The sequence below is a fragment of the Salmonella sp. HY31 genome (assembly GCF_042604575.1).
In the GTDB taxonomy this organism is placed as follows: Bacteria; Pseudomonadota; Gammaproteobacteria; order Enterobacterales; family Enterobacteriaceae; genus Salmonella; species Salmonella diarizonae.
In genome coordinates this window covers 86765-105451 of record NZ_CP170479.1, presented here as the reverse complement: position 1 = coordinate 105451, position 18687 = coordinate 86765, and the positions used below count along the sequence as shown (strand labels likewise).

At 53.8% G+C, this 18687-nt stretch carries 16 protein-coding genes; 11 read left to right on the top strand and 5 right to left on the bottom strand.

What is annotated here, in order from left to right; genetic code table 11:
* Window positions 1-34: 34 nt before the first annotated feature.
* On the top strand, window positions 35-631 hold the full coding sequence (gene slmA, locus ACE15A_RS00475; RefSeq protein ID WP_023247292.1) for a nucleoid occlusion factor SlmA: 597 nt from the start codon (window positions 35-37) through the stop codon (window positions 629-631).
* Between the two features lie 81 nt (window positions 632-712).
* On the opposite strand, the gene pyrE is transcribed toward slmA, so the two are convergent.
* Both pyrE and rph read right to left on the bottom strand, forming a co-directional pair.
* Complete coding sequence (pyrE, locus tag ACE15A_RS00470) at window positions 713-1354, bottom strand: orotate phosphoribosyltransferase (protein ID WP_023247291.1); 642 nt, start codon at window positions 1352-1354, stop codon at window positions 713-715.
* A 78-nt stretch (window positions 1355-1432) separates the two neighbouring features.
* Entirely contained in the window at window positions 1433-2149 is a 717-nt protein-coding gene (gene rph, locus ACE15A_RS00465; protein ID WP_001247078.1) for a ribonuclease PH, read from the bottom strand.
* Window positions 2150-2274: 125 nt separating this feature from the next.
* On the opposite strand from rph, the gene ACE15A_RS00460 reads away from it, so the two are divergent.
* Entirely contained in the window at window positions 2275-3138 is an 864-nt protein-coding gene (locus ACE15A_RS00460; protein ID WP_053509308.1) for a YicC/YloC family endoribonuclease, read from the top strand.
* A 49-nt stretch (window positions 3139-3187) separates the two neighbouring features.
* On the opposite strand, the gene ACE15A_RS00455 is transcribed toward ACE15A_RS00460, so the two are convergent.
* Complete coding sequence (locus tag ACE15A_RS00455) at window positions 3188-4090, bottom strand: LysR family transcriptional regulator (RefSeq protein ID WP_023247278.1); 903 nt, start codon at window positions 4088-4090, stop codon at window positions 3188-3190.
* A gap of 73 nt (window positions 4091-4163) precedes the next feature.
* Here ACE15A_RS00455 and ACE15A_RS00450 point away from each other — a divergent pair, with 73 nt between their 5' ends.
* Window positions 4164-5045: an HARLDQ motif MBL-fold protein gene (locus ACE15A_RS00450; protein ID WP_053509305.1), complete on the top strand. Its 882-nt coding sequence runs from the start codon at window positions 4164-4166 to the stop codon at window positions 5043-5045.
* A gap of 250 nt (window positions 5046-5295) precedes the next feature.
* Entirely contained in the window at window positions 5296-5913 is a 618-nt protein-coding gene (locus ACE15A_RS00445; RefSeq protein WP_000924334.1) for a trimeric intracellular cation channel family protein, read from the top strand.
* On the opposite strand, the gene ligB is transcribed toward ACE15A_RS00445, so the two are convergent.
* Complete coding sequence (gene ligB, locus ACE15A_RS00440) at window positions 5910-7595, bottom strand: NAD-dependent DNA ligase LigB (protein ID WP_053509303.1); 1686 nt, start codon at window positions 7593-7595, stop codon at window positions 5910-5912. The genes ACE15A_RS00445 and ligB overlap by 4 nt on opposite strands.
* Window positions 7596-7851: 256 nt before the next feature.
* Here ligB and gmk point away from each other — a divergent pair, with 256 nt between their 5' ends.
* From gmk to recG, 5 genes are all read left to right on the top strand, one after another.
* Window positions 7852-8475 carry a guanylate kinase gene (gene gmk, locus ACE15A_RS00435; RefSeq protein WP_000046966.1) on the top strand — a complete coding sequence of 208 codons (624 nt, stop codon included), beginning with the start codon at window positions 7852-7854 and terminating at the stop codon, window positions 8473-8475.
* A gap of 54 nt (window positions 8476-8529) precedes the next feature.
* Complete coding sequence (gene rpoZ, locus ACE15A_RS00430; protein ID WP_000135058.1) at window positions 8530-8805, top strand: DNA-directed RNA polymerase subunit omega; 276 nt, start codon at window positions 8530-8532, stop codon at window positions 8803-8805.
* 18 nt (window positions 8806-8823) lie between these two features.
* Complete coding sequence (gene spoT, locus ACE15A_RS00425) at window positions 8824-10935, top strand: bifunctional GTP diphosphokinase/guanosine-3',5'-bis pyrophosphate 3'-pyrophosphohydrolase (RefSeq protein ID WP_000280481.1); 2112 nt, start codon at window positions 8824-8826, stop codon at window positions 10933-10935.
* Between the two features lie 205 nt (window positions 10936-11140).
* On the top strand, window positions 11141-11830 hold the full coding sequence (gene trmH, locus ACE15A_RS00420) for a tRNA (guanosine(18)-2'-O)-methyltransferase TrmH (RefSeq protein WP_053509301.1): 690 nt from the start codon (window positions 11141-11143) through the stop codon (window positions 11828-11830).
* 5 nt (window positions 11831-11835) lie between these two features.
* Window positions 11836-13917: an ATP-dependent DNA helicase RecG gene (recG, locus tag ACE15A_RS00415; protein WP_053509299.1), complete on the top strand. Its 2082-nt coding sequence runs from the start codon at window positions 11836-11838 to the stop codon at window positions 13915-13917.
* Between the two features lie 35 nt (window positions 13918-13952).
* Here the strand turns inward: recG and gltS are convergent, their stop codons facing one another.
* A complete protein-coding gene (gltS, locus tag ACE15A_RS00410; RefSeq protein WP_000462243.1) occupies window positions 13953-15158 on the bottom strand; it encodes a sodium/glutamate symporter in 1206 nt (401 codons plus the stop codon).
* Window positions 15159-15385: 227 nt separating this feature from the next.
* On the opposite strand from gltS, the gene xanP reads away from it, so the two are divergent.
* Window positions 15386-16777: a xanthine/proton symporter XanP gene (gene xanP / locus ACE15A_RS00405; protein WP_053509297.1), complete on the top strand. Its 1392-nt coding sequence runs from the start codon at window positions 15386-15388 to the stop codon at window positions 16775-16777.
* Between the two features lie 120 nt (window positions 16778-16897).
* The gene (locus tag ACE15A_RS00400; RefSeq protein WP_053509296.1) at window positions 16898-18607 is read left to right on the top strand and encodes an AsmA family protein; all 1710 of its coding nucleotides are present in this window, start codon (window positions 16898-16900) and stop codon (window positions 18605-18607) included.
* The last annotated feature ends 80 nt before the right edge of the window (window positions 18608-18687 follow it).

Below are 18687 nucleotides of genomic sequence, written 5' to 3'. Positions count from 1 at the left end.
TGGCAAGTGCTTATTTTCAGGGGTATTTTGTAACATGGCAGAAAAACAAACTGCGAAAAGGAATCGTCGCGAAGAAATACTTCAATCACTGGCGCTGATGCTTGAATCCAGCGATGGAAGTCAACGCATCACGACGGCAAAACTGGCGGCCTCGGTCGGCGTTTCCGAAGCGGCGCTATATCGCCATTTTCCCAGCAAGACCCGCATGTTCGATAGCCTGATTGAGTTTATCGAAGATAGTCTGATTACCCGTATCAACCTGATTTTAAAAGATGAAAAAGACACCAGCACGCGTTTGCGACTGATTGTGTTGCTGATTCTGGGTTTTGGCGAACGCAACCCTGGCCTGACGCGCATTCTTACCGGGCACGCGCTGATGTTTGAACAGGACCGCCTGCAGGGGCGCATTAACCAGCTTTTTGAACGCATCGAAGCGCAGCTCCGCCAGGTGCTACGAGAAAAAAGAATGCGTGAAGGCGAAGGCTACGCGACGGATGAAACACTGTTGGCAAGTCAACTGCTCGCCTTCTGTGAAGGTATGCTTTCACGGTTCGTGCGTAGCGAATTTAAATACCGTCCAACGGACGATTTCGACGCCCGCTGGCCGCTCATTGCCGCTCAGTTACAGTAACGCTAACCGGATAGCGGCTCACGCCTTATCCAGGCGACAGAAACATAGGCCCGGTAAGCGTAGCGCCACCGGGCAATTCGCTTACACCCCAAATTCTTCCCGGTATGCCCGCACAGCAGCCAGATGCTCAGCCATATCAGGTTTTTCTTCCAGATAGGCAATCAGGTCTTTCAGCGTAATGATGGAGATAACCTTACAGCCATAGTCACGCTCCACTTCCTGAATCGCGGAAATCTCGCCGCGGCCACGTTCCTGGCGATCCAGCGAAATCAGTACGCCTGCCAGCGTGGCCCCGTGCGCCTGAATAATCTCCATAGACTCGCGAATCGCCGTACCTGCGGTAATCACGTCATCCACCAGCATCACGCGGCCCTGTAGCGCGCTGCCCACCAAATTCCCGCCTTCGCCATGATCTTTTGCCTCTTTGCGGTTAAAGCAGTACGGCAGGTCTTTATCGTGATGTTCCGCCAGCGCAACCGCTGTCGTCGTCGCGATCGGAATACCTTTGTATGCGGGGCCAAACAGCAGATCAAATTCAATACCGGAATCAACCAGAGCTTCGGCATAAAAACGGCCTAACAACGCCAGGTCGCGCCCGGTATTAAACAGCCCGGCGTTGAAGAAATAGGGGCTTTGGCGCCCGGATTTCAGCGTAAACTCGCCAAACTTTAGTACCTGCTTGTTAAGCGCAAACTCAATAAACTGGCGCTGATACGGCTTCATGGATTCGCTCCTTTTCTTACTTTCATCATTTACGAAATTTACGGACAAAAAAAAGGCGACTTTTCAGTCGCCTTAAAATCAATTTTCTAACGCCGCCTTCTGCGTCGCTACAATGGATTCAATTCCCCCTCGGGCCAGCGCCAACAAAGTGAGAAGTTCTTCATGGCTGAACGGTTCGCCTTCCGCGGTGCCCTGTACTTCAATGATGCGGCCGTCTTCGGTCATCACGACGTTCATGTCGGTTTCTGCGGCGGAATCTTCAACATACTCCAGATCGCAGATCGCTTCGCCGTTAACGATGCCTACGGAAACCGCCGCCACCATGCCTTTCATCGGATTGGTTTTCAGCTTACCGTTTGCAACCAGCTTATTCAGCGCATCCGCCAACGCCACGCAGGCACCGGTAATAGACGCTGTACGCGTACCGCCATCGGCCTGGATTACATCGCAGTCCAGCGTAATGGTAAATTCGCCGAGCGTTTTCAGATCGACCGCCGCACGCAGCGCACGCGCGATCAAACGCTGAATTTCCATAGTACGACCACCCTGCTTACCCTTTGCCGCTTCGCGCGCGTTACGGGTATGGGTGGCGCGAGGCAACATGCCATACTCAGCGGTGATCCACCCCTGGCCTTGTCCTTTCAGAAAACGCGGGACGCCTTCTTCAATGGAGGCGGTGCACAACACTTTGGTATCTCCAAATTCGACCAGTACCGAGCCTTCAGCGTGTTTTGTATAGTTACGGGTCAGGGTTACGGGACGCACCTGATTAGCGCTACGGCCTGCTGGACGCATATTGAGATCTCCGACTTAAAACGAATGTGGCTGCGCATTATACGGACTTCCGATGGTTATTCCTATCCTGACAAGGCCTGGATAGCTATAATCCCCTCATCTCTCCTTTAAAAACGGGAACATCTATGATCCGCAGTATGACCGCCTACGCCCGGCGTGAAATTAAGGGTGAATGGGGTAGCGCGACCTGGGAAATGCGCTCGGTAAACCAGCGTTATCTGGAAACTTACTTTCGTCTGCCGGAACAGTTCCGTAGTCTTGAACCCGTCGTGCGCGAGCGCATTCGTACACGTCTGACGCGCGGCAAAGTCGAATGCATGCTGCGTTTTGAACCCGATGCCAGCGCGCAAGGCGAGCTTATTCTGAATGAAAAGCTGGCAAAACAACTGGTTAGCGCCGCAAACTGGGTCAAAATGCAGAGCGACGAAGGGGAAATCAATCCGGTTGATATTTTGCGCTGGCCAGGTGTCATGGCGGCGCAAGAGCAGGATCTGGACGCGATTGCCGCAGAAATTTTAGCCGCGCTGGACGGTACGCTGGACGACTTTATCGTAGCGCGTGAAACGGAAGGCCAGGCGCTAAAAGCGCTGATTGAACAACGGCTGGAAGGCGTCAGCGCCGAAGTAGCGAAAGTTCGCGCGCATATGCCGGAAATCTTGCGGTGGCAGCGTGAACGCCTGGTTGCCAAGCTGGAAGACGCGCAGGTACAGCTTGAAAACAACCGTCTGGAGCAAGAACTGGTGATGATGGCGCAACGCATTGATGTGGCGGAAGAGCTGGATCGTCTGGAAGCGCACGTCAAAGAGACTTACAACATTCTGAAGAAAAAAGAGGCGGTAGGTCGCCGTCTGGACTTCATGATGCAAGAATTTAACCGTGAGTCGAACACCCTGGCGTCCAAATCCATCAACGCTGATGTAACTAACTCCGCTATTGAATTAAAAGTGTTGATCGAGCAAATGCGCGAGCAAATTCAGAATATCGAATAATTCTGGCGCTCAATACGTCACAGCGCCCGCCTTATGCGGGCTCTCGCGTTTATTGGTAGTACGTTTTTAATTTCCGGCGAATGGCTTCGATAAGGCGTCGCTTCCACTCTACCGTCGAAGCCCGGTACTGCATGAAAATCGCGCCTTCCGCCTGCTCTCCGGCAAGCGGCAGGACAAAAAGACCACGCTTATCGGATAAATTTTCATACCAGGGGCACGGTACAATAGCCATCAGCGGTGCCGACTGGACAGCAGGCGCAAGTTGGCTGTAATCATGACAAACAAACGCCAGCGGACGTTCAAATCCGGCACGAGCCTGCTGCCTGTCCAGTTCGTTGTTCTCTTTTGTCCATGGCAAACAGTAAATGTGCTGATAATGCTGTAGATCAGCAAAATTCAACGCTGCGGCATTCTCCAGACGTGAACGCAATGGCGTGCCATAAACCGCGATCAAACGCGTAGTCCCCACCCGTTCGTAATGCAGAGCGCTGACCTGCTTTTGATGGTCGCCAATTGCCAGCACCAAATCAACCGAGCTATCCAACAATTCATCACGCCAGGGTCGGCGGGCAAAAGGAAGGCACTCGATCACCGCCTGATGAAGATAACCTTTCTCTGCGAGAACGGGCGTAAGCAGCGCGTTCAATGCGGGAGGAAGTACCACCCGGAAACAACGGGAGCCGTTCTCTTTATCGCCAAACAGCTCCTCATTAAGCGAAACAAACACAGGCGCCAATTTGTCACGTAGCGCCTGCGCATAAGGCGTAGGAATTTGGCGGTTCCCTTCCCGTCGAAACAACGGATCGTTTAGCGCATCGCGCAATCTCATTAGCGCATGACTTACCGCAGAAGGCGACAAAGCCAGCTTTTGCGCCGTTTTCCCCGTAGAGCTGGTCTCTAGCAGCACATACAGTACTTTTAACAGGTTCATATCCATTTGCAGCAAGTTCATTAAATGTCTCTCTTATTGAACCTGGCTAAATTACTGCCAGGTATACTGCGGGCGCTTCAATCAGGAGAACATTATGAATCGCTATGTATTATTCTTTGTATGTATATTTTCAACATCAGCACTTCCTGCAATGGCGGCATTAGATCCTTCACAACCGTTATCACCCGCTCCGCCGTTGTCACTGTTTAAAGCGTGGGCTAAGCCTATGGAGCCGTTTCAAATCACGGAAGGCGTGTGGTATGTCGGCACAGAAAATCTCTCTTCTATTCTACTGACCACCCCGGCAGGGCATATTCTTATTGATGCGGGGTTGGATGAAAGCGCACCGCAAATTAAAGCGAATATTGAAGCGGCAGGATTTCGCCTCACTGACGTGCGCTATCTGTTGAACAGCCATGCGCGGCTGGATCAAGCGGGGGGCATGGCACGTTTAAAAGGGTGGAGTGGCGCACAATTGGTCGCCAGCCAACCCAACGCCGATCAGATGGCGAGGGGTGGACGACAGGATTTTGCGCTTGGCGATGCGCTCCCCTTCCCGCCCGTCACCACCGATAAAATTATCCACGACCAGGAAAGTATCAGCCTCGGAGGGATAACCGTGACAGCACTATTCACGCCTGGACATCTACCCGGCTCAACCTCCTGGCGCGTAACGCTCCGCAACGGCAAGACGCTAATTTACGCCGATAGTCTCGCCACACCCGACTATCTGCTGATTAACAACAAAAATTACCCTGACCTGGTTACTGATATTCAGAGCAGCTTTAAAACACTGGCCGCCCAGCATGTTGATATCTTTATTGCCAACAAAGGTGACCGCTTCGGGCTACTGGAGAAACGACAGCAACTTCGCAACGGCGATACACAGGCATTCTTTGATTCCAATGGCTTGCAACAGTATGTGGAACGCTCGCGTCAGCGCTTCACCACACAGCTTACCGCACAGCAGCCATAATGAAATGACGAATCGGCGGCGCGTCCAGGGCGCCGTTCAGGTAATTTATCTAAGTCAAAATAGAAATGCTTCACATAAAATAAACCACAAAAATGATGTTCAATTTATTGATATTTATAATAAATAATTATTAATCATAAATTTAAAATCATTACTAAAATTTATTAATAGAGTAATGCCTTAGAAAATCTCAATCGTGATACAGCGCACAAATCGTTAATCTTCGCCCCCAGTAAATTAGGGGGAAATCATGCTGTTGCACGTTCTTTATTTAATTGGCATTACTGCCGAGGCCATGACGGGCGCACTCGCTGCGGGTCGTCGTCGCATGGATACATTCGGCGTAATTATTATTGCTACCGCTACCGCCATTGGCGGAGGCTCGGTTCGCGACATTCTGCTCGGTCACTATCCGCTAGGTTGGGTGAAGCATCCCGAATATGTCATTATTGTGGCGACTGCCGCTGTATTGACCACAATTGTTGCTCCCGTCATGCCCTATTTACGCAAGCTTTTCCTGGTACTTGACGCGCTGGGGCTGGTAGTTTTCTCTATTATTGGCGCTCAGATAGCCCTTGATATGGGCGAGGGGCCAATTATTGCCGTAGTGGCCGCCGTCACTACCGGCGTCTTTGGCGGCGTACTCCGCGATATGTTCTGTAAACGCATCCCACTGGTGTTTCAAAAAGAGCTATATGCCGGCATTTCGTTCGCCTCGGCGGTGCTCTATATTGCGCTACAACATTACGTCATGAATCCGGATGTCGTCGTTATCTCTACGCTACTGTTTGGCTTTACAGCAAGGTTATTAGCGCTACGTCTTAAACTTGGCCTGCCGGTATTTTATTACCGCCATGAAGGACACTAAGATCCGAATCCTGGAATATGCTGAGCAGCCAGCCATCTGCTCAGCGCCTTGATCTGCGGATTATCCCGCCAGTCGATAACTCTCCCGGCACGACGCTCGCTCGTCGCTGGCAACTGCCGCCATTGTTGATCTGTTCGCATTAATAACTGTTCCCATGAACGATCGCCGCTGGCCTGTAATGCGGCCTGCGTTAAGGGGATATCCATCGCAATGATCCAGCGGGTAAACGACTGCCGACGCGCCAGGTTAAATTGCCGCCATATCTGCTCGCTTTTTCCTTTAGCAAAGCCTGGCGTATTAGCTATTTGCGCTGGCGTCAGGGCAAGCCAGGAGAAGATATGCGCAAAGCGATGCGTCTGATGCAAAGCCCGCCAACTGGCTTCGCCCATTCCGCCCAGACCCAACGCCGACCGTGACCCCAGCCATACCAGCCTGGAGATAAACTGTTCCTGACACATTGCCGACGCGTAAAAGCAGGTCAGCGAGTTAAAATGGCTACCAGGCGGCACAGGCTTACTCCGCTCACGACTCCGCCAGACAACCTCATCAAGCCGGGGAATGCCTTGCCCGGCCAGACTCACCAGGATCTGATCGCCCGGCGCTATATCCCACGCTTCCCAACGTTTCACAGAACCGATATTGACCCGCTGAACCCGCTTATCATCCAATATAATGGGGACAAGTGACGCTACTACGGCAATTTTGCCGCTTTTCCCCACCGAGAATTGAATAGCGCTCACTTGCGCGACCTGCGCTACCGGTGGATATTTCCATGCCGCCAGCCAGTCGCCCTGCCCAGGTCGCCAGTGTTGTGATGCGGGCTCTTTAGCCATGCGTATCACTACGCCATCCGTCACAAAGGGTAATGCTGACGTCAGCCATGACTGGCGCGCGCGCTCGACCTCGCTGGCATTTTTTACCGCCAGGGAATATGTCTGCGTCAGACTGAATCCAGCCTTAGCAAGTTGACTTAATCTGTCGGACATATTTGCCGGACCATCCGGCCACGCCCAAATAAAAATACCCAACGAATTTAGCGCGGAGGCGTTATCCTGGCGCATTAACATCCCTGCGACTTTCGAGCGCGCATTCATCCCGCCCATTTGTTGCTGGATATGACCCTCGCGCTGTAGAAAAATTTCGCCCTGCAATACCGCGTTGGCAAGCGCGCCTCGCGTTGTCTGCGGTATAGAGGGGATCTGGCGAATTTTTGGCGTCCAGTCCTCGCCTTGTAGTCCGTTACCCCGGCTGATAGCCCTGATCAGTTTACCGTTCTGATAAACCAGCGTTACCGCTACGCCATCCACTTTTGGTTGTACCCAAAGCTCGCTGCGCCCGCGCATCCACTGCGCTACCGCCTGCCGGTCCGCGAGTTTACGAACGCCCGTATGTGCAACAGGATGCATTGTTGTACCGTTTAACGGCGGTGAAACCGGAGTAGATGAAACATCCTGACCAATACAACGTTGCCACAGAACCAGCCTTGCGCTGAGCTGGTCGTACACACTATCGTCAACCGCGCTAACACCTTGTTTCCAGTAGATGTCATTCCAGTCAGCGAGCTGTTGCTGTAAACGGGCGATTTCTTCAGTGGCCCTTGCTGGTGGCCAGGCCGGGCAAAGCGCCCCACTCTGCGAATGCCACAATAAAATGCCCCACGCCACGCTTTTCCATAATCTCATCACGACCTCCTGTGCATATTGCCCGGCAGGTATAACGCTTCAGGGAATAAAAACCGAGAGGTAAAAACGCATCATCCGAGCCGCTTTCCAGATTTTTTAGTGGGTTGCTGCAACGACGCGATAAAAGCGGAAAAAGGGACGCAAAATGCAATAATCTGGCGCAAAAAGTGTGACAAAGACTACGTCGCATAACGGCGATGTGTATAATAAGCCCGTATCAAGGCTCTATTTCGATAATCACATACGTAAGATACTCATGGCTCAAGGTACGCTTTATATTGTTTCTGCCCCCAGTGGCGCGGGTAAATCCAGCCTGATTCAGGCTTTATTAAAAACCCAACCGTTGTATGACACCCAGGTTTCCGTTTCACATACCACGCGCGCGCCGCGTCCGGGTGAAGTGCACGGTGAGCACTATTTCTTTGTAAATCATGACGAGTTTAAGACCATGATTGGCAGGGAGGCGTTTCTGGAGCACGCGGAAGTGTTTGGCAATTATTACGGCACTTCTCGCGAAACCATTGAGCAAGTGCTGGCAACCGGCGTCGATGTTTTTCTGGATATCGACTGGCAGGGCGCCCAGCAAATTCGCGAAAAAATGCCGCAAGCACGCAGCATTTTTATTTTGCCGCCGTCAAAGATCGAACTGGATCGCCGTTTACGCGGTCGCGGGCAAGATAGCGAAGAAGTCATTGCCAAACGAATGGCGCAAGCGGTTGCAGAAATGAGCCATTACGCCGAATATGATTATCTTATTGTGAATGACGACTTTGATACCGCGTTAAGCGATTTGAAAACCATCATTCGCGCTGAACGTCTGCGTATGAGCCGCCAAAAGCAGCGTCATGACGCTTTAATCAGCAAATTGTTGGCAGACTGAACCCACTTTCAGTATCATGCCCAGTCATTTCTTCACCTGTGGAGCATTTTAAGTATGGCACGCGTAACTGTTCAGGACGCTGTAGAGAAAATTGGTAACCGTTTTGACCTGGTACTGGTCGCCGCGCGTCGCGCTCGTCAGATGCAGGTAGGCGGAAAGGATCCGCTGGTACCGGAAGAAAACGATAAAACTACCGTTATCGCGCTACGCGAAATCGAAGAAGGTCTGATTAACAACCAGATCCTCGACGTCCGCGAACGCCAGGAACAGCAAGAGCAGGAAGCCGCTGAATTACAAGCCGTTACCGCTATTGCTGAAGGTCGTCGTTAATCACAAAGCGGGTCGCCCTTGTATCTGTTTGAAAGCCTGAATCAACTGATTCAAACCTACCTGCCGGAAGACCAGATTAAGCGTCTTCGGCAGGCGTATCTCGTTGCACGTGACGCTCACGAGGGTCAGACACGTTCAAGCGGTGAACCCTATATCACACACCCGGTAGCGGTGGCCTGTATTCTGGCCGAGATGAAACTCGACTACGAAACGCTGATGGCTGCTCTGCTGCATGACGTGATTGAAGATACCCCCGCCACCTACCAGGACATGGAACAGCTTTTCGGTAAAAGCGTTGCCGAGCTGGTAGAGGGGGTGTCGAAACTTGATAAACTCAAGTTCCGCGATAAGAAAGAGGCGCAGGCCGAAAACTTTCGCAAAATGATTATGGCGATGGTGCAGGATATCCGCGTCATCCTCATTAAGCTTGCTGACCGTACCCATAACATGCGCACGCTGGGCTCGTTACGCCCGGATAAACGTCGTCGTATTGCCCGTGAAACCCTCGAAATCTACAGCCCGTTGGCACATCGTTTAGGTATTCATCACATTAAAACCGAGCTGGAAGAGCTGGGTTTTGAAGCGCTGTATCCCAATCGTTACCGCGTCATCAAAGAAGTGGTAAAAGCTGCGCGCGGCAACCGTAAAGAGATGATCCAAAAAATCCTCTCTGAAATCGAAGGACGTTTGCAAGAGGCGGGAATTCCGTGTCGCGTTAGCGGTCGCGAAAAGCACCTTTACTCGATCTACTGCAAAATGGTGCTCAAAGAGCAGCGTTTTCACTCGATCATGGATATCTACGCGTTTCGTGTGATCGTCCATGACTCCGATACTTGTTATCGCGTACTCGGCCAGATGCACAGCCTCTATAAGCCGCGTCCGGGACGCGTTAAAGACTATATTGCCATTCCCAAAGCGAACGGTTATCAGTCTTTGCACACCTCGATGATCGGCCCGCACGGCGTTCCTGTTGAAGTCCAGATCCGTACCGAAGATATGGATCAGATGGCGGAAATGGGGGTCGCAGCGCACTGGGCGTATAAAGAACACGGCGAGACCAGCACCACGGCGCAGATCCGCGCTCAGCGCTGGATGCAGAGCCTGCTGGAGCTACAACAGAGCGCCGGTAGTTCGTTTGAATTTATCGAAAGCGTAAAATCCGATCTCTTCCCGGATGAGATTTACGTTTTCACCCCGGAAGGGCGCATTGTCGAACTGCCCGCTGGCGCTACGCCGGTGGATTTTGCCTATGCAGTGCATACCGATATCGGCCACGCCTGTGTCGGCGCGCGTGTTGACCGGCAGCCTTATCCGCTGTCGCAGCCGCTTAGCAGCGGTCAGACCGTCGAAATTATTACCGCGCCGGGCGCGCGTCCCAACGCCGCCTGGCTAAACTTTGTCGTCAGCTCTAAAGCGCGCGCTAAAATTCGTCAGTTGCTGAAAAACCTCAAACGTGATGACTCCGTAAGCCTGGGGCGCCGTCTGCTTAACCATGCTTTAGGCGGTAGCCGTAAGCTGGCGGAAATTCCGCAGGAAAATATTCAGCGTGAGCTGGATCGTATGAAGTTGGCAACGCTTGACGATCTGCTGGCGGAAATCGGTCTCGGCAACGCGATGAGCGTAGTGGTCGCAAAGAATCTTCAGCAAGGTGAAGCCGTGGTGCCGACCGTTGCGCAATCGAATCATGGCCACCTGCCGATTAAAGGCGCCGATGGCGTGCTGATCACCTTTGCGAAGTGTTGTCGTCCGATCCCAGGCGACCCAATCATCGCTCACGTCAGCCCAGGTAAAGGACTGGTGATCCACCATGAATCCTGCCGTAATATTCGTGGATACCAGAAAGAGCCAGAGAAATTTATGGCGGTCGAATGGGACAAAGAGACGGAGCAGGAATTCATTACCGAAATCAAGGTGGAAATGTTTAACCATCAGGGCGCGCTGGCTAACCTGACGGCGGCGATTAATACGACCACCTCCAATATTCAAAGCCTGAATACTGAAGAGAAAGATGGTCGCGTCTATAGTACCTTTATTCGCCTTACCGCGCGCGATCGCGTACATCTGGCGAATATCATGCGCAAAATCCGCGTGATGCCAGACGTCATTAAAGTCACCCGTAACCGAAACTAATTTTTTACGCAAAATCATTCGCATTGCATTAAAACGGCAAGCGAATGACTCCCCAGAAGCGTACAGAAGTACGTGGCTGGGGTGAATGACAAATCTGTCAGGAACAGATTTGAACACCGCAAAGCGGTGGCCCGCAGGGCGAGGCTCATGGACGAGCCGAGTAACCAGCAGCTAACGCCGAGGCAATTTGAAGGATGAAGTATCAATGAATGCACAACGTTATGCGCGTATATGCGAAATGCTCGCCAGGCGTCAGCCTGATCTCACGGTCTGCATGGAGCAAGTCCACAAACCTCATAACGTTTCTGCAATCATTCGTACCGCAGATGCCGTTGGCGTCCATGAAGTCCATGCTATCTGGCCAGGTAGCCGGATGCGCACCATGGCTTCCGCGGCGGCGGGCAGCAACAGTTGGGTACAGGTGAAAACTCACCGTACCATTGGCGATGCGGTAGCCCATTTGAAAGGACGGGGAATGCAGATTCTGGCAACCCATCTTTCTGATAAGGCCGTAGACTTTCGCGAGATTGATTACACGCGCCCGACCTGTATTCTGATGGGTCAGGAGAAAACCGGTATTACTCAGGAAGCATTAGACCTGGCGGATCGGGACATCATCATTCCGATGATCGGCATGGTACAGTCGCTGAACGTTTCCGTCGCCTCCGCGCTCATTCTTTATGAAGCCCAGCGCCAGCGGCAGAACGCGGGCATGTATCTGCGTGAAAATAGCATGTTGCCGGAAGATGAACAGCAGCGCCTGCTGTTTGAGGGTGGTTATCCGGTGCTGGCGAAAGTCGCTAAACGTAAAGGTCTGCCTTATCCTCGCGTCAATCAGCAGGGCGAAATAGACGCCGATGCTGACTGGTGGGCGACGATGCAGGCGGCAGGGTAATCACCATGTCAGGCCGCTTGTTAGACGCTGTTCCGCTCAATTCCCTGACAGGCGTCGGCGCAGCGCAAAGCAGTAAACTGGCGAAAATTGGCCTGCACACCGTGCAGGACCTCCTGCTCCACCTCCCTCTGCGTTACGAAGACCGCACCCATCTCTACCCCATTGGCGAACTGCTGCCTGGCATCTACGCCACCGTTGAAGGCGAAGTGCTGAACTGCAATATCACTTTCGGCGGTCGTCGGATGATGACCTGCCAGATTAGCGACGGTTCCGGCATTCTTACCATGCGCTTTTTCAATTTTAACGCAGCGATGAAAAACAGCCTGGCGACGGGACGACGTGTGCTGGCCTACGGGGAAGCGAAGCGCGGCAAGTATGGCGCAGAGATGATCCATCCGGAATATCGCCTGCAGGGCGATCTCAGCACGCCGGAACTTCAGGAAACGCTCACCCCCGTCTATCCGACCACCGAGGGCGTGAAGCAAGCGACACTGCGCAAGCTTACCGATCAGGCGCTGGGGTTGCTCGACACCTGCGCCATTGCCGAACTACTGCCGCCGGAACTGGCGCAGGGTATGATGAGCCTGCCGGAGGCACTACGTACCCTGCATCGCCCGCCGCCGACGCTCCAGCTCGCCGATTTAGAAACCGGCAAACACCCGGCGCAGCGACGGCTTATTCTTGAAGAGCTACTGGCTCACAATCTCAGTATGCTGGCGCTTCGCGCAGGTGCGCAGCGCTATCACGCCCAGCCGCTAAGTACAAACGATACCTTAAAACAGCAACTATTAGCGTCGTTGCCGTTTAAACCCACAGGCGCTCAGGCGCGGGTGGTGGCAGAGATCGAGCGTGATATGGCGCTCGATGTGCCAATGATGCGTCTGGTTCAGGGCGACGTGGGTTCCGGTAAAACGTTGGTTGCGGCGCTTGCCGCCTTGCGCGCTATTGCCCACGGTAAGCAGGTCGCGCTGATGGCGCCGACCGAACTGCTGGCGGAGCAACATGCGAATAACTTCCGTAACTGGTTTGCGCCGCTCGGCGTAGAGGTCGGCTGGCTAGCCGGTAAGCAGAAAGGCAAAGCGCGCGTGGCGCAGCAAGACGCTATAGCCAGCGGACAGGTGCAAATGGTGGTAGGCACGCACGCCATTTTTCAGGAGCAGGTGCAGTTTAATGGGCTGGCGCTGGTGATTATCGATGAGCAGCACCGCTTTGGCGTCCACCAGCGTCTGGCATTGTGGGAAAAAGGCCAGCAGCAGGGCTTTCATCCGCATCAGTTAATTATGACCGCAACGCCCATTCCGCGCACCCTGGCGATGACCGCGTATGCCGATCTCGATACCTCAGTGATTGACGAACTACCGCCGGGCCGTACCCCTGTCACTACCGTTGCTATTCCGGATACCCGTCGCCATGAAATCATTGATCGTGTGCGCAACGCCTGCACAACCGAAGGCCGTCAGGCCTACTGGGTATGTACGCTGATTGAAGAGTCCGACCTCCTGGAAGCGCAGGCGGCGGAGGCCACCTGGGAGGAGCTCAAGCTGGCGTTACCGGAGTTGAATATTGGCCTGGTACATGGCCGCATGAAACCCGCCGAAAAACAGGCCGTTATGCAACGCTTTAAGCAGGGTGAAATGCATCTGCTGGTCGCCACCACGGTGATTGAGGTGGGGGTCGATGTTCCTAACGCCAGCCTGATGATTATTGAAAACCCGGAACGACTGGGCCTGGCGCAGTTACACCAGCTCAGAGGACGCGTTGGCCGTGGCGCGGTCGCGTCGCACTGTGTGCTGCTCTATAAATCGCCGTTGTCGAAAACGGCGCAGAAGCGTTTGCAGGTATTGCGCGACAGCAATGACGGCTTTGTGATTGCGCAAAAAGATTTGGAAATACGCGGCCCGGGGGAATTACTGGGCACCCGCCAGACGGGGAACGCCGAATTTAAAGTTGCGGATTTACTGCGCGATCAGGCCATTATTCCCGAAGTTCAGCGTATTGCCCGTCATATTCATGAACGTTATCCGCAGCAGGCGGCGGCGCTGATTGAGCGCTGGATGCCGGAAACTGAACGCTATTCTAACGCCTAGTGAGCACGGCGGCTTAAATGCCGCCGTACAAACCATTATTGCGCGAAAATCGGTAACAGCAGATACAGCTTAATCACCAGCGCATTGACGATATCGATAAAAAACGCGCCGACCATCGGCACGACCAGGAACGCCATATGCGAGGGGCCAAAACGGTCGGTAATCGCCTGCATATTGGCAATGGCGGTCGGCGTTGCGCCCAGGCCAAAACCGCAATGTCCCGCCGCCAGCACCGCCGCATCGTAGTTTTTCCCCATCATGCGCCAGGTGACAAAGATCGCGTATAGCGCCATGAAGATGGTCTGTACCACCAGAATCGCCAGCATCGGCAGCGCCAGCGACGCCAGTTCCCACAGCTTCAGGCTCATCAGCGCCATTGCCAGGAATAGCGACAAACTCACGTTCCCCAGCACCGAAACTGCACGCTCAAATACGCGATAAAAGCCCGCCAGCGCCAGACCATTGCTGAGGATCACCCCAACAAAAAGCACGCAAACGAAGACCGGCAGTTCAAGCACCGTTCCCGCCAGTAGCTGCGCTACGATTTTGCCCACCGTCAGACAGATAGCAATCAGGGCGATGGTTTCGATTAGCACCAGAGAAGTGATCATACGACCCACGTCCGGCTTTTCAAAGGCCGTCGGCACGGCCTGATCGTCAGGCATTCCATCCGGCGTGGTGGAGTGTTTTACCAGATAACGCGCTACCGGGCCGCCAATCAACCCACCCAGTACCAGGCCAAAGGTCGCACAAGCCATCGCAACTTCGGTGGCGTTGGCAAAACCATAACGTTCGATAAACAGCTTACTCCACGCCGCGCCGGTACCGTGCCCGCCGGACAGCGTAATCGATCCGGCAATCAGCCCCATTAACGGGTCCAACCCCAGCAGACTCGCCATGCCGATACCGATGGCATTCTGCATCAGCAGTAATCCGACCACGACGATCAGGAAGACGCCAACGACGCGTCCCCCTTTCCGCAGGCTGGCAAGGTTGGCGTTAAGGCCGATCGTCGCGAAAAACGCCAGCATCAGCGGATCGCGTAGGGTCATATCAAAGTTGACCTCCCAACCGACGCTTTTTTTCAGCACCAGCAGCGCAATAGCGACCAGTAACCCACCCGCCACCGGTTCCGGAATCGTATATTTCTTCAGTAAGGAGACAGACTGGACCAGCTTGCGACCCAGTAGCAGCACCAGCGTGGCGGCGACAAGGGTCGATAAGGTATCGAGTTCAAACATTTAAAGCTCCTGTAGTGCGCTGTGACATGTGCGCACAAATCATTTCCTGAGTCAGTTTTTTAGCTCTTTGCGAGTCGTCGGCATGGATTTTAAGCAGAAAAAGGCAAAAAGTTATATAAAAAGGTGCATTTATCTTTTTTAAATATTAAGAATATTCGCTCGCAATCGTTTGCTTTTACCAGCCGGTCAGATAAAATCACCGCTTTTCCACCACGAGAATGTCCCTGATGTCCGTTAACGCCATCGAGTCGGCAGATGCGCAACCGGTTGCGCAGACGCAAAACAGCGAATTGATTTACCGCCTTGAAGATCGCCCGCCGCTCCCTCAAACCCTTTTTGCCGCTTGTCAGCATCTGCTGGCCATGTTTGTCGCGGTAATCACGCCAGCGCTATTAATCTGCCAGGCGTTGGGTTTACCGGCGCAGGATACGCAGCACATTATCAGCATGTCGCTGTTCGCCTCCGGCGTAGCCTCTATTATTCAAATTAAAGCGTGGGGGCCGGTAGGATCGGGGCTGTTATCCATCCAGGGAACCAGTTTTAACTTTGTCGCTCCACTGATTATGGGCGGTACCGCGCTGAAAACCGGCGGCGCGGACGTCCCGACGATGATGGCGGCGCTGTTCGGCACGCTGATGCTGGCAAGCTGCACCGAGATGGTGCTTTCACGCATTCTACATCTGGCACGCCGGATTATCACGCCGTTAGTCTCCGGCGTAGTGGTGATGATTATTGGCCTGTCACTGATTCAGGTGGGGCTAACCTCCATCGGCGGCGGCTATGCCGCCATGAGCGACAACACCTTTGGCGCACCGAAAAACTTGTTGCTGGCCGGCGTCGTCCTGGCCATTATCATCCTGCTGAATCGGCAGCGTAATCCCTACCTGCGCGTGGCTTCTTTGGTTATCGCCATGGCGGCAGGCTATCTTTTGGCCTGGTTTATGGGCATGTTGCCTGAAAACAACGCGCCGATTTCACAGGACATCATCATGGTGCCGACTCCGCTGTATTATGGTCTGGGCATTGACTGGAACCTGCTACTGCCGTTGATGCTGGTCTTTATGATTACCTCGCTGGAGACCATCGGCGACATCACCGCCACGTCTGATGTCTCCGAGCAGCCGGTATCCGGCCCCTTGTACATGAAGCGGCTAAAAGGCGGCGTACTGGCTAACGGCCTGAACTCCTTTGTTTCAGCGGTATTTAATACGTTTCCGAATTCCTGTTTCGGTCAGAACAACGGCGTAATTCAGTTGACTGGCGTCGCCAGTCGCTATGTGGGATTTGTCGTCGCGCTGATGCTGATTGTGCTCGGCCTGTTCCCGGCGGTAAGCGGTTTTGTGCAGCATATCCCGGAACCGGTGCTCGGCGGCGCCACGTTAGTGATGTTTGGCACCATTGCCGCCTCCGGGGTGCGTATTGTCTCGCGTGAGCCGCTGAACCGCCGCGCGATTCTGATTATCGCCCTATCGCTGGCCGTGGGTCTTGGCGTCTCGCAACAGCCGCAGATCCTGCAGTTCGCGCCGGAATGGGTGAAAAATCTGCTCTCATCCGGAATTGCCGCTGGCGGCATCACGGCCATCGTTCTGAACCTGATTCTCCCGCCGGAAAAACCGTAAAAACCCTGCGGCGGCGACCCGATTCGCCGCCGCTGTAACGCTCTTTCACCATTCCTGTCTTGAGGATTGCACGCAAATCGTGCATAAATCCCCTATGTGCATTTCACGGGATGGAAGACCATGAAATTGATTGGGAGGTTGCTTCTCTACGTGCTGATCGCCTGTTTAGTGGTGATTTTCGGCTTTTATTTTCTGCTGCAAACGCGCTGGGGCGCAGATCACGTCAGCAACTGGGTATCAGAGAACAGCGGTTATCACCTCACATTCGACGTGATGGATCATCGTTTTTCCGCCCCATCCCATCTTTTACTGGAGAATGTGACCTTTGGTCGTGATGGTCAGCCTGCTACCCTGGTCGCGAAAACCGTAGATATCGGTCTGAGCATTCGCCAGTTAACCGCGCCACTGCATGTCGACACGATTCTGTTACAGGACGGCACGCTGAATATTTCAGTGCAAACCGCGCCTTTCCCGTTTGAGGCCGACCGCCTGCAACTTCGCAATATGGCGCTCAATAGTCCCGGCAGCGAATGGCGGTTGAGCGCCCAGCGCGTTAACGGCGGCATTATGCCCTGGCGCCCCGAAGCCGGTCAGATATTAGGCAATAAAGCCCAGATTCAACTGAGTGCCGGTTCGCTGACGTTAAACGACGTTCCCGCCACTAATGTGCTTATTGAAGGCAGTATCGACCATAATCAGGTGATGTTAAACACCGTCGGCGCCGATATGGCGCGCGGAGCGTTGACTGGCGTCGCCCGGCGTAATGCTGACGGTAGTTGGGTCGTTGAAAATCTGCGGCTGAATGATATTCGGTTACAAAGCGATAAATCCCTGAGCGAGTTTTTCGCGCCGCTTACTACGGTTCCATCTTTGCAGATTGGTCGACTTGAAGTGACGGACGCCAGCCTGCAAGGGCCAGACTGGGCAGTCACCGATCTTGACCTGAGTTTGCGCAATCTGACTCTGCGCAAAGAAGACTGGCAAAGTCAGGAAGGTAAATTATCGATGAACGCCAGCGAGTTTATTTACGGCTCGCTGCACTTTCTCGATCCGATCCTGAACGCCGAATTTTCACCACAGGGCGTTGCGCTACGCCAGTTCACCACCCGCTGGGAAGGCGGTATGGTCAGAACTTCCGGCGCCTGGTTACGCGAGGGCAAAGCGCTTATTCTGGACGATACCGCTATCGCCGGGCTGGAGTATACGCTACCGGAAAACTGGAAGCAGTTATGGATGAAGCCGTTGCCTGACTGGTTGAACAGCCTGACGCTGAAAAAATTCAGCGCCAGTCGCAACCTGGTGATCGATATCGACCCGGCCTTCCCGTGGCAAATCACCGCCCTGGACGGCTACGGCGCGAACCTGGAACTGGTACAACATCATCAATGGGGCGTCTGGAGTGGTAATGCGACTCTAAACGCCGCAGCGGCAACCTTTAACCGCGTGGACGTGCGCCGCCCGTCGCTGTCGTTGACGGCCAATGCCAGCACGGTCAATATCAGCGATCTGAGCGCATTTACTGGAAAAGGGATACTGGAAGCCACTGCCAGCGTATCGCAACTTCCGCAGCGTCAGACGCAAATCAGCCTGAACGGACGCGGCGTACCAATGGATGTGCTACAGCAGTGGGGCTGGCCGGCATTACCGATTGCTGGTGATGGCAATATTCAGCTCACGGCCAGCGGCAATATTCAGGCCGATGTGCCGTTGAAGCGGACGGTAAACGGGCAATTACACGCGGTCAACGCACAAAAGCAGCAGATAACGCAGACGATGCAAGCGGGCGTGGTGTCCGGCGGGGAAGTTACGTCAACGGAGCCAGCGCTGTAATTGAGGGCTTGCCCGGTGGCGGTGGCGCTTACCGGGCTTACGGTTCTGGCACATTTGTAGGCCGGATAAGCGCAGCTCAC

What these genes read in the sequence shown, in the direction of transcription:
- xanP (WP_053509297.1), top strand. Translation starts at nt 15,386, where the DNA reads ATGTCCGTTAACGCCATCGAGTCGGCAGATGCGCAACCGGTTGCGCAG.
- ACE15A_RS00400 (WP_053509296.1), top strand. Translation starts at nt 16,898, where the DNA reads ATGAAATTGATTGGGAGGTTGCTTCTCTACGTGCTGATCGCCTGTTTA.
- ligB (WP_053509303.1), bottom strand. Translation starts at nt 7,595, where the DNA reads ATGAGATTATGGAAAAGCGTGGCGTGGGGCATTTTATTGTGGCATTCG.
- rpoZ (WP_000135058.1), top strand. Translation starts at nt 8,530, where the DNA reads ATGGCACGCGTAACTGTTCAGGACGCTGTAGAGAAAATTGGTAACCGT.
- gltS (WP_000462243.1), bottom strand. Translation starts at nt 15,158, where the DNA reads ATGTTTGAACTCGATACCTTATCGACCCTTGTCGCCGCCACGCTGGTG.
- pyrE (WP_023247291.1), bottom strand. Translation starts at nt 1,354, where the DNA reads ATGAAGCCGTATCAGCGCCAGTTTATTGAGTTTGCGCTTAACAAGCAG.
- ACE15A_RS00455 (WP_023247278.1), bottom strand. Translation starts at nt 4,090, where the DNA reads ATGAACTTGCTGCAAATGGATATGAACCTGTTAAAAGTACTGTATGTG.
- recG (WP_053509299.1), top strand. Translation starts at nt 11,836, where the DNA reads ATGTCAGGCCGCTTGTTAGACGCTGTTCCGCTCAATTCCCTGACAGGC.
- gmk (WP_000046966.1), top strand. Translation starts at nt 7,852, where the DNA reads ATGGCTCAAGGTACGCTTTATATTGTTTCTGCCCCCAGTGGCGCGGGT.
- ACE15A_RS00450 (WP_053509305.1), top strand. Translation starts at nt 4,164, where the DNA reads ATGAATCGCTATGTATTATTCTTTGTATGTATATTTTCAACATCAGCA.
- slmA (WP_023247292.1), top strand. Translation starts at nt 35, where the DNA reads ATGGCAGAAAAACAAACTGCGAAAAGGAATCGTCGCGAAGAAATACTT.
- trmH (WP_053509301.1), top strand. Translation starts at nt 11,141, where the DNA reads ATGAATGCACAACGTTATGCGCGTATATGCGAAATGCTCGCCAGGCGT.
- ACE15A_RS00445 (WP_000924334.1), top strand. Translation starts at nt 5,296, where the DNA reads ATGCTGTTGCACGTTCTTTATTTAATTGGCATTACTGCCGAGGCCATG.
- rph (WP_001247078.1), bottom strand. Translation starts at nt 2,149, where the DNA reads ATGCGTCCAGCAGGCCGTAGCGCTAATCAGGTGCGTCCCGTAACCCTG.
- ACE15A_RS00460 (WP_053509308.1), top strand. Translation starts at nt 2,275, where the DNA reads ATGATCCGCAGTATGACCGCCTACGCCCGGCGTGAAATTAAGGGTGAA.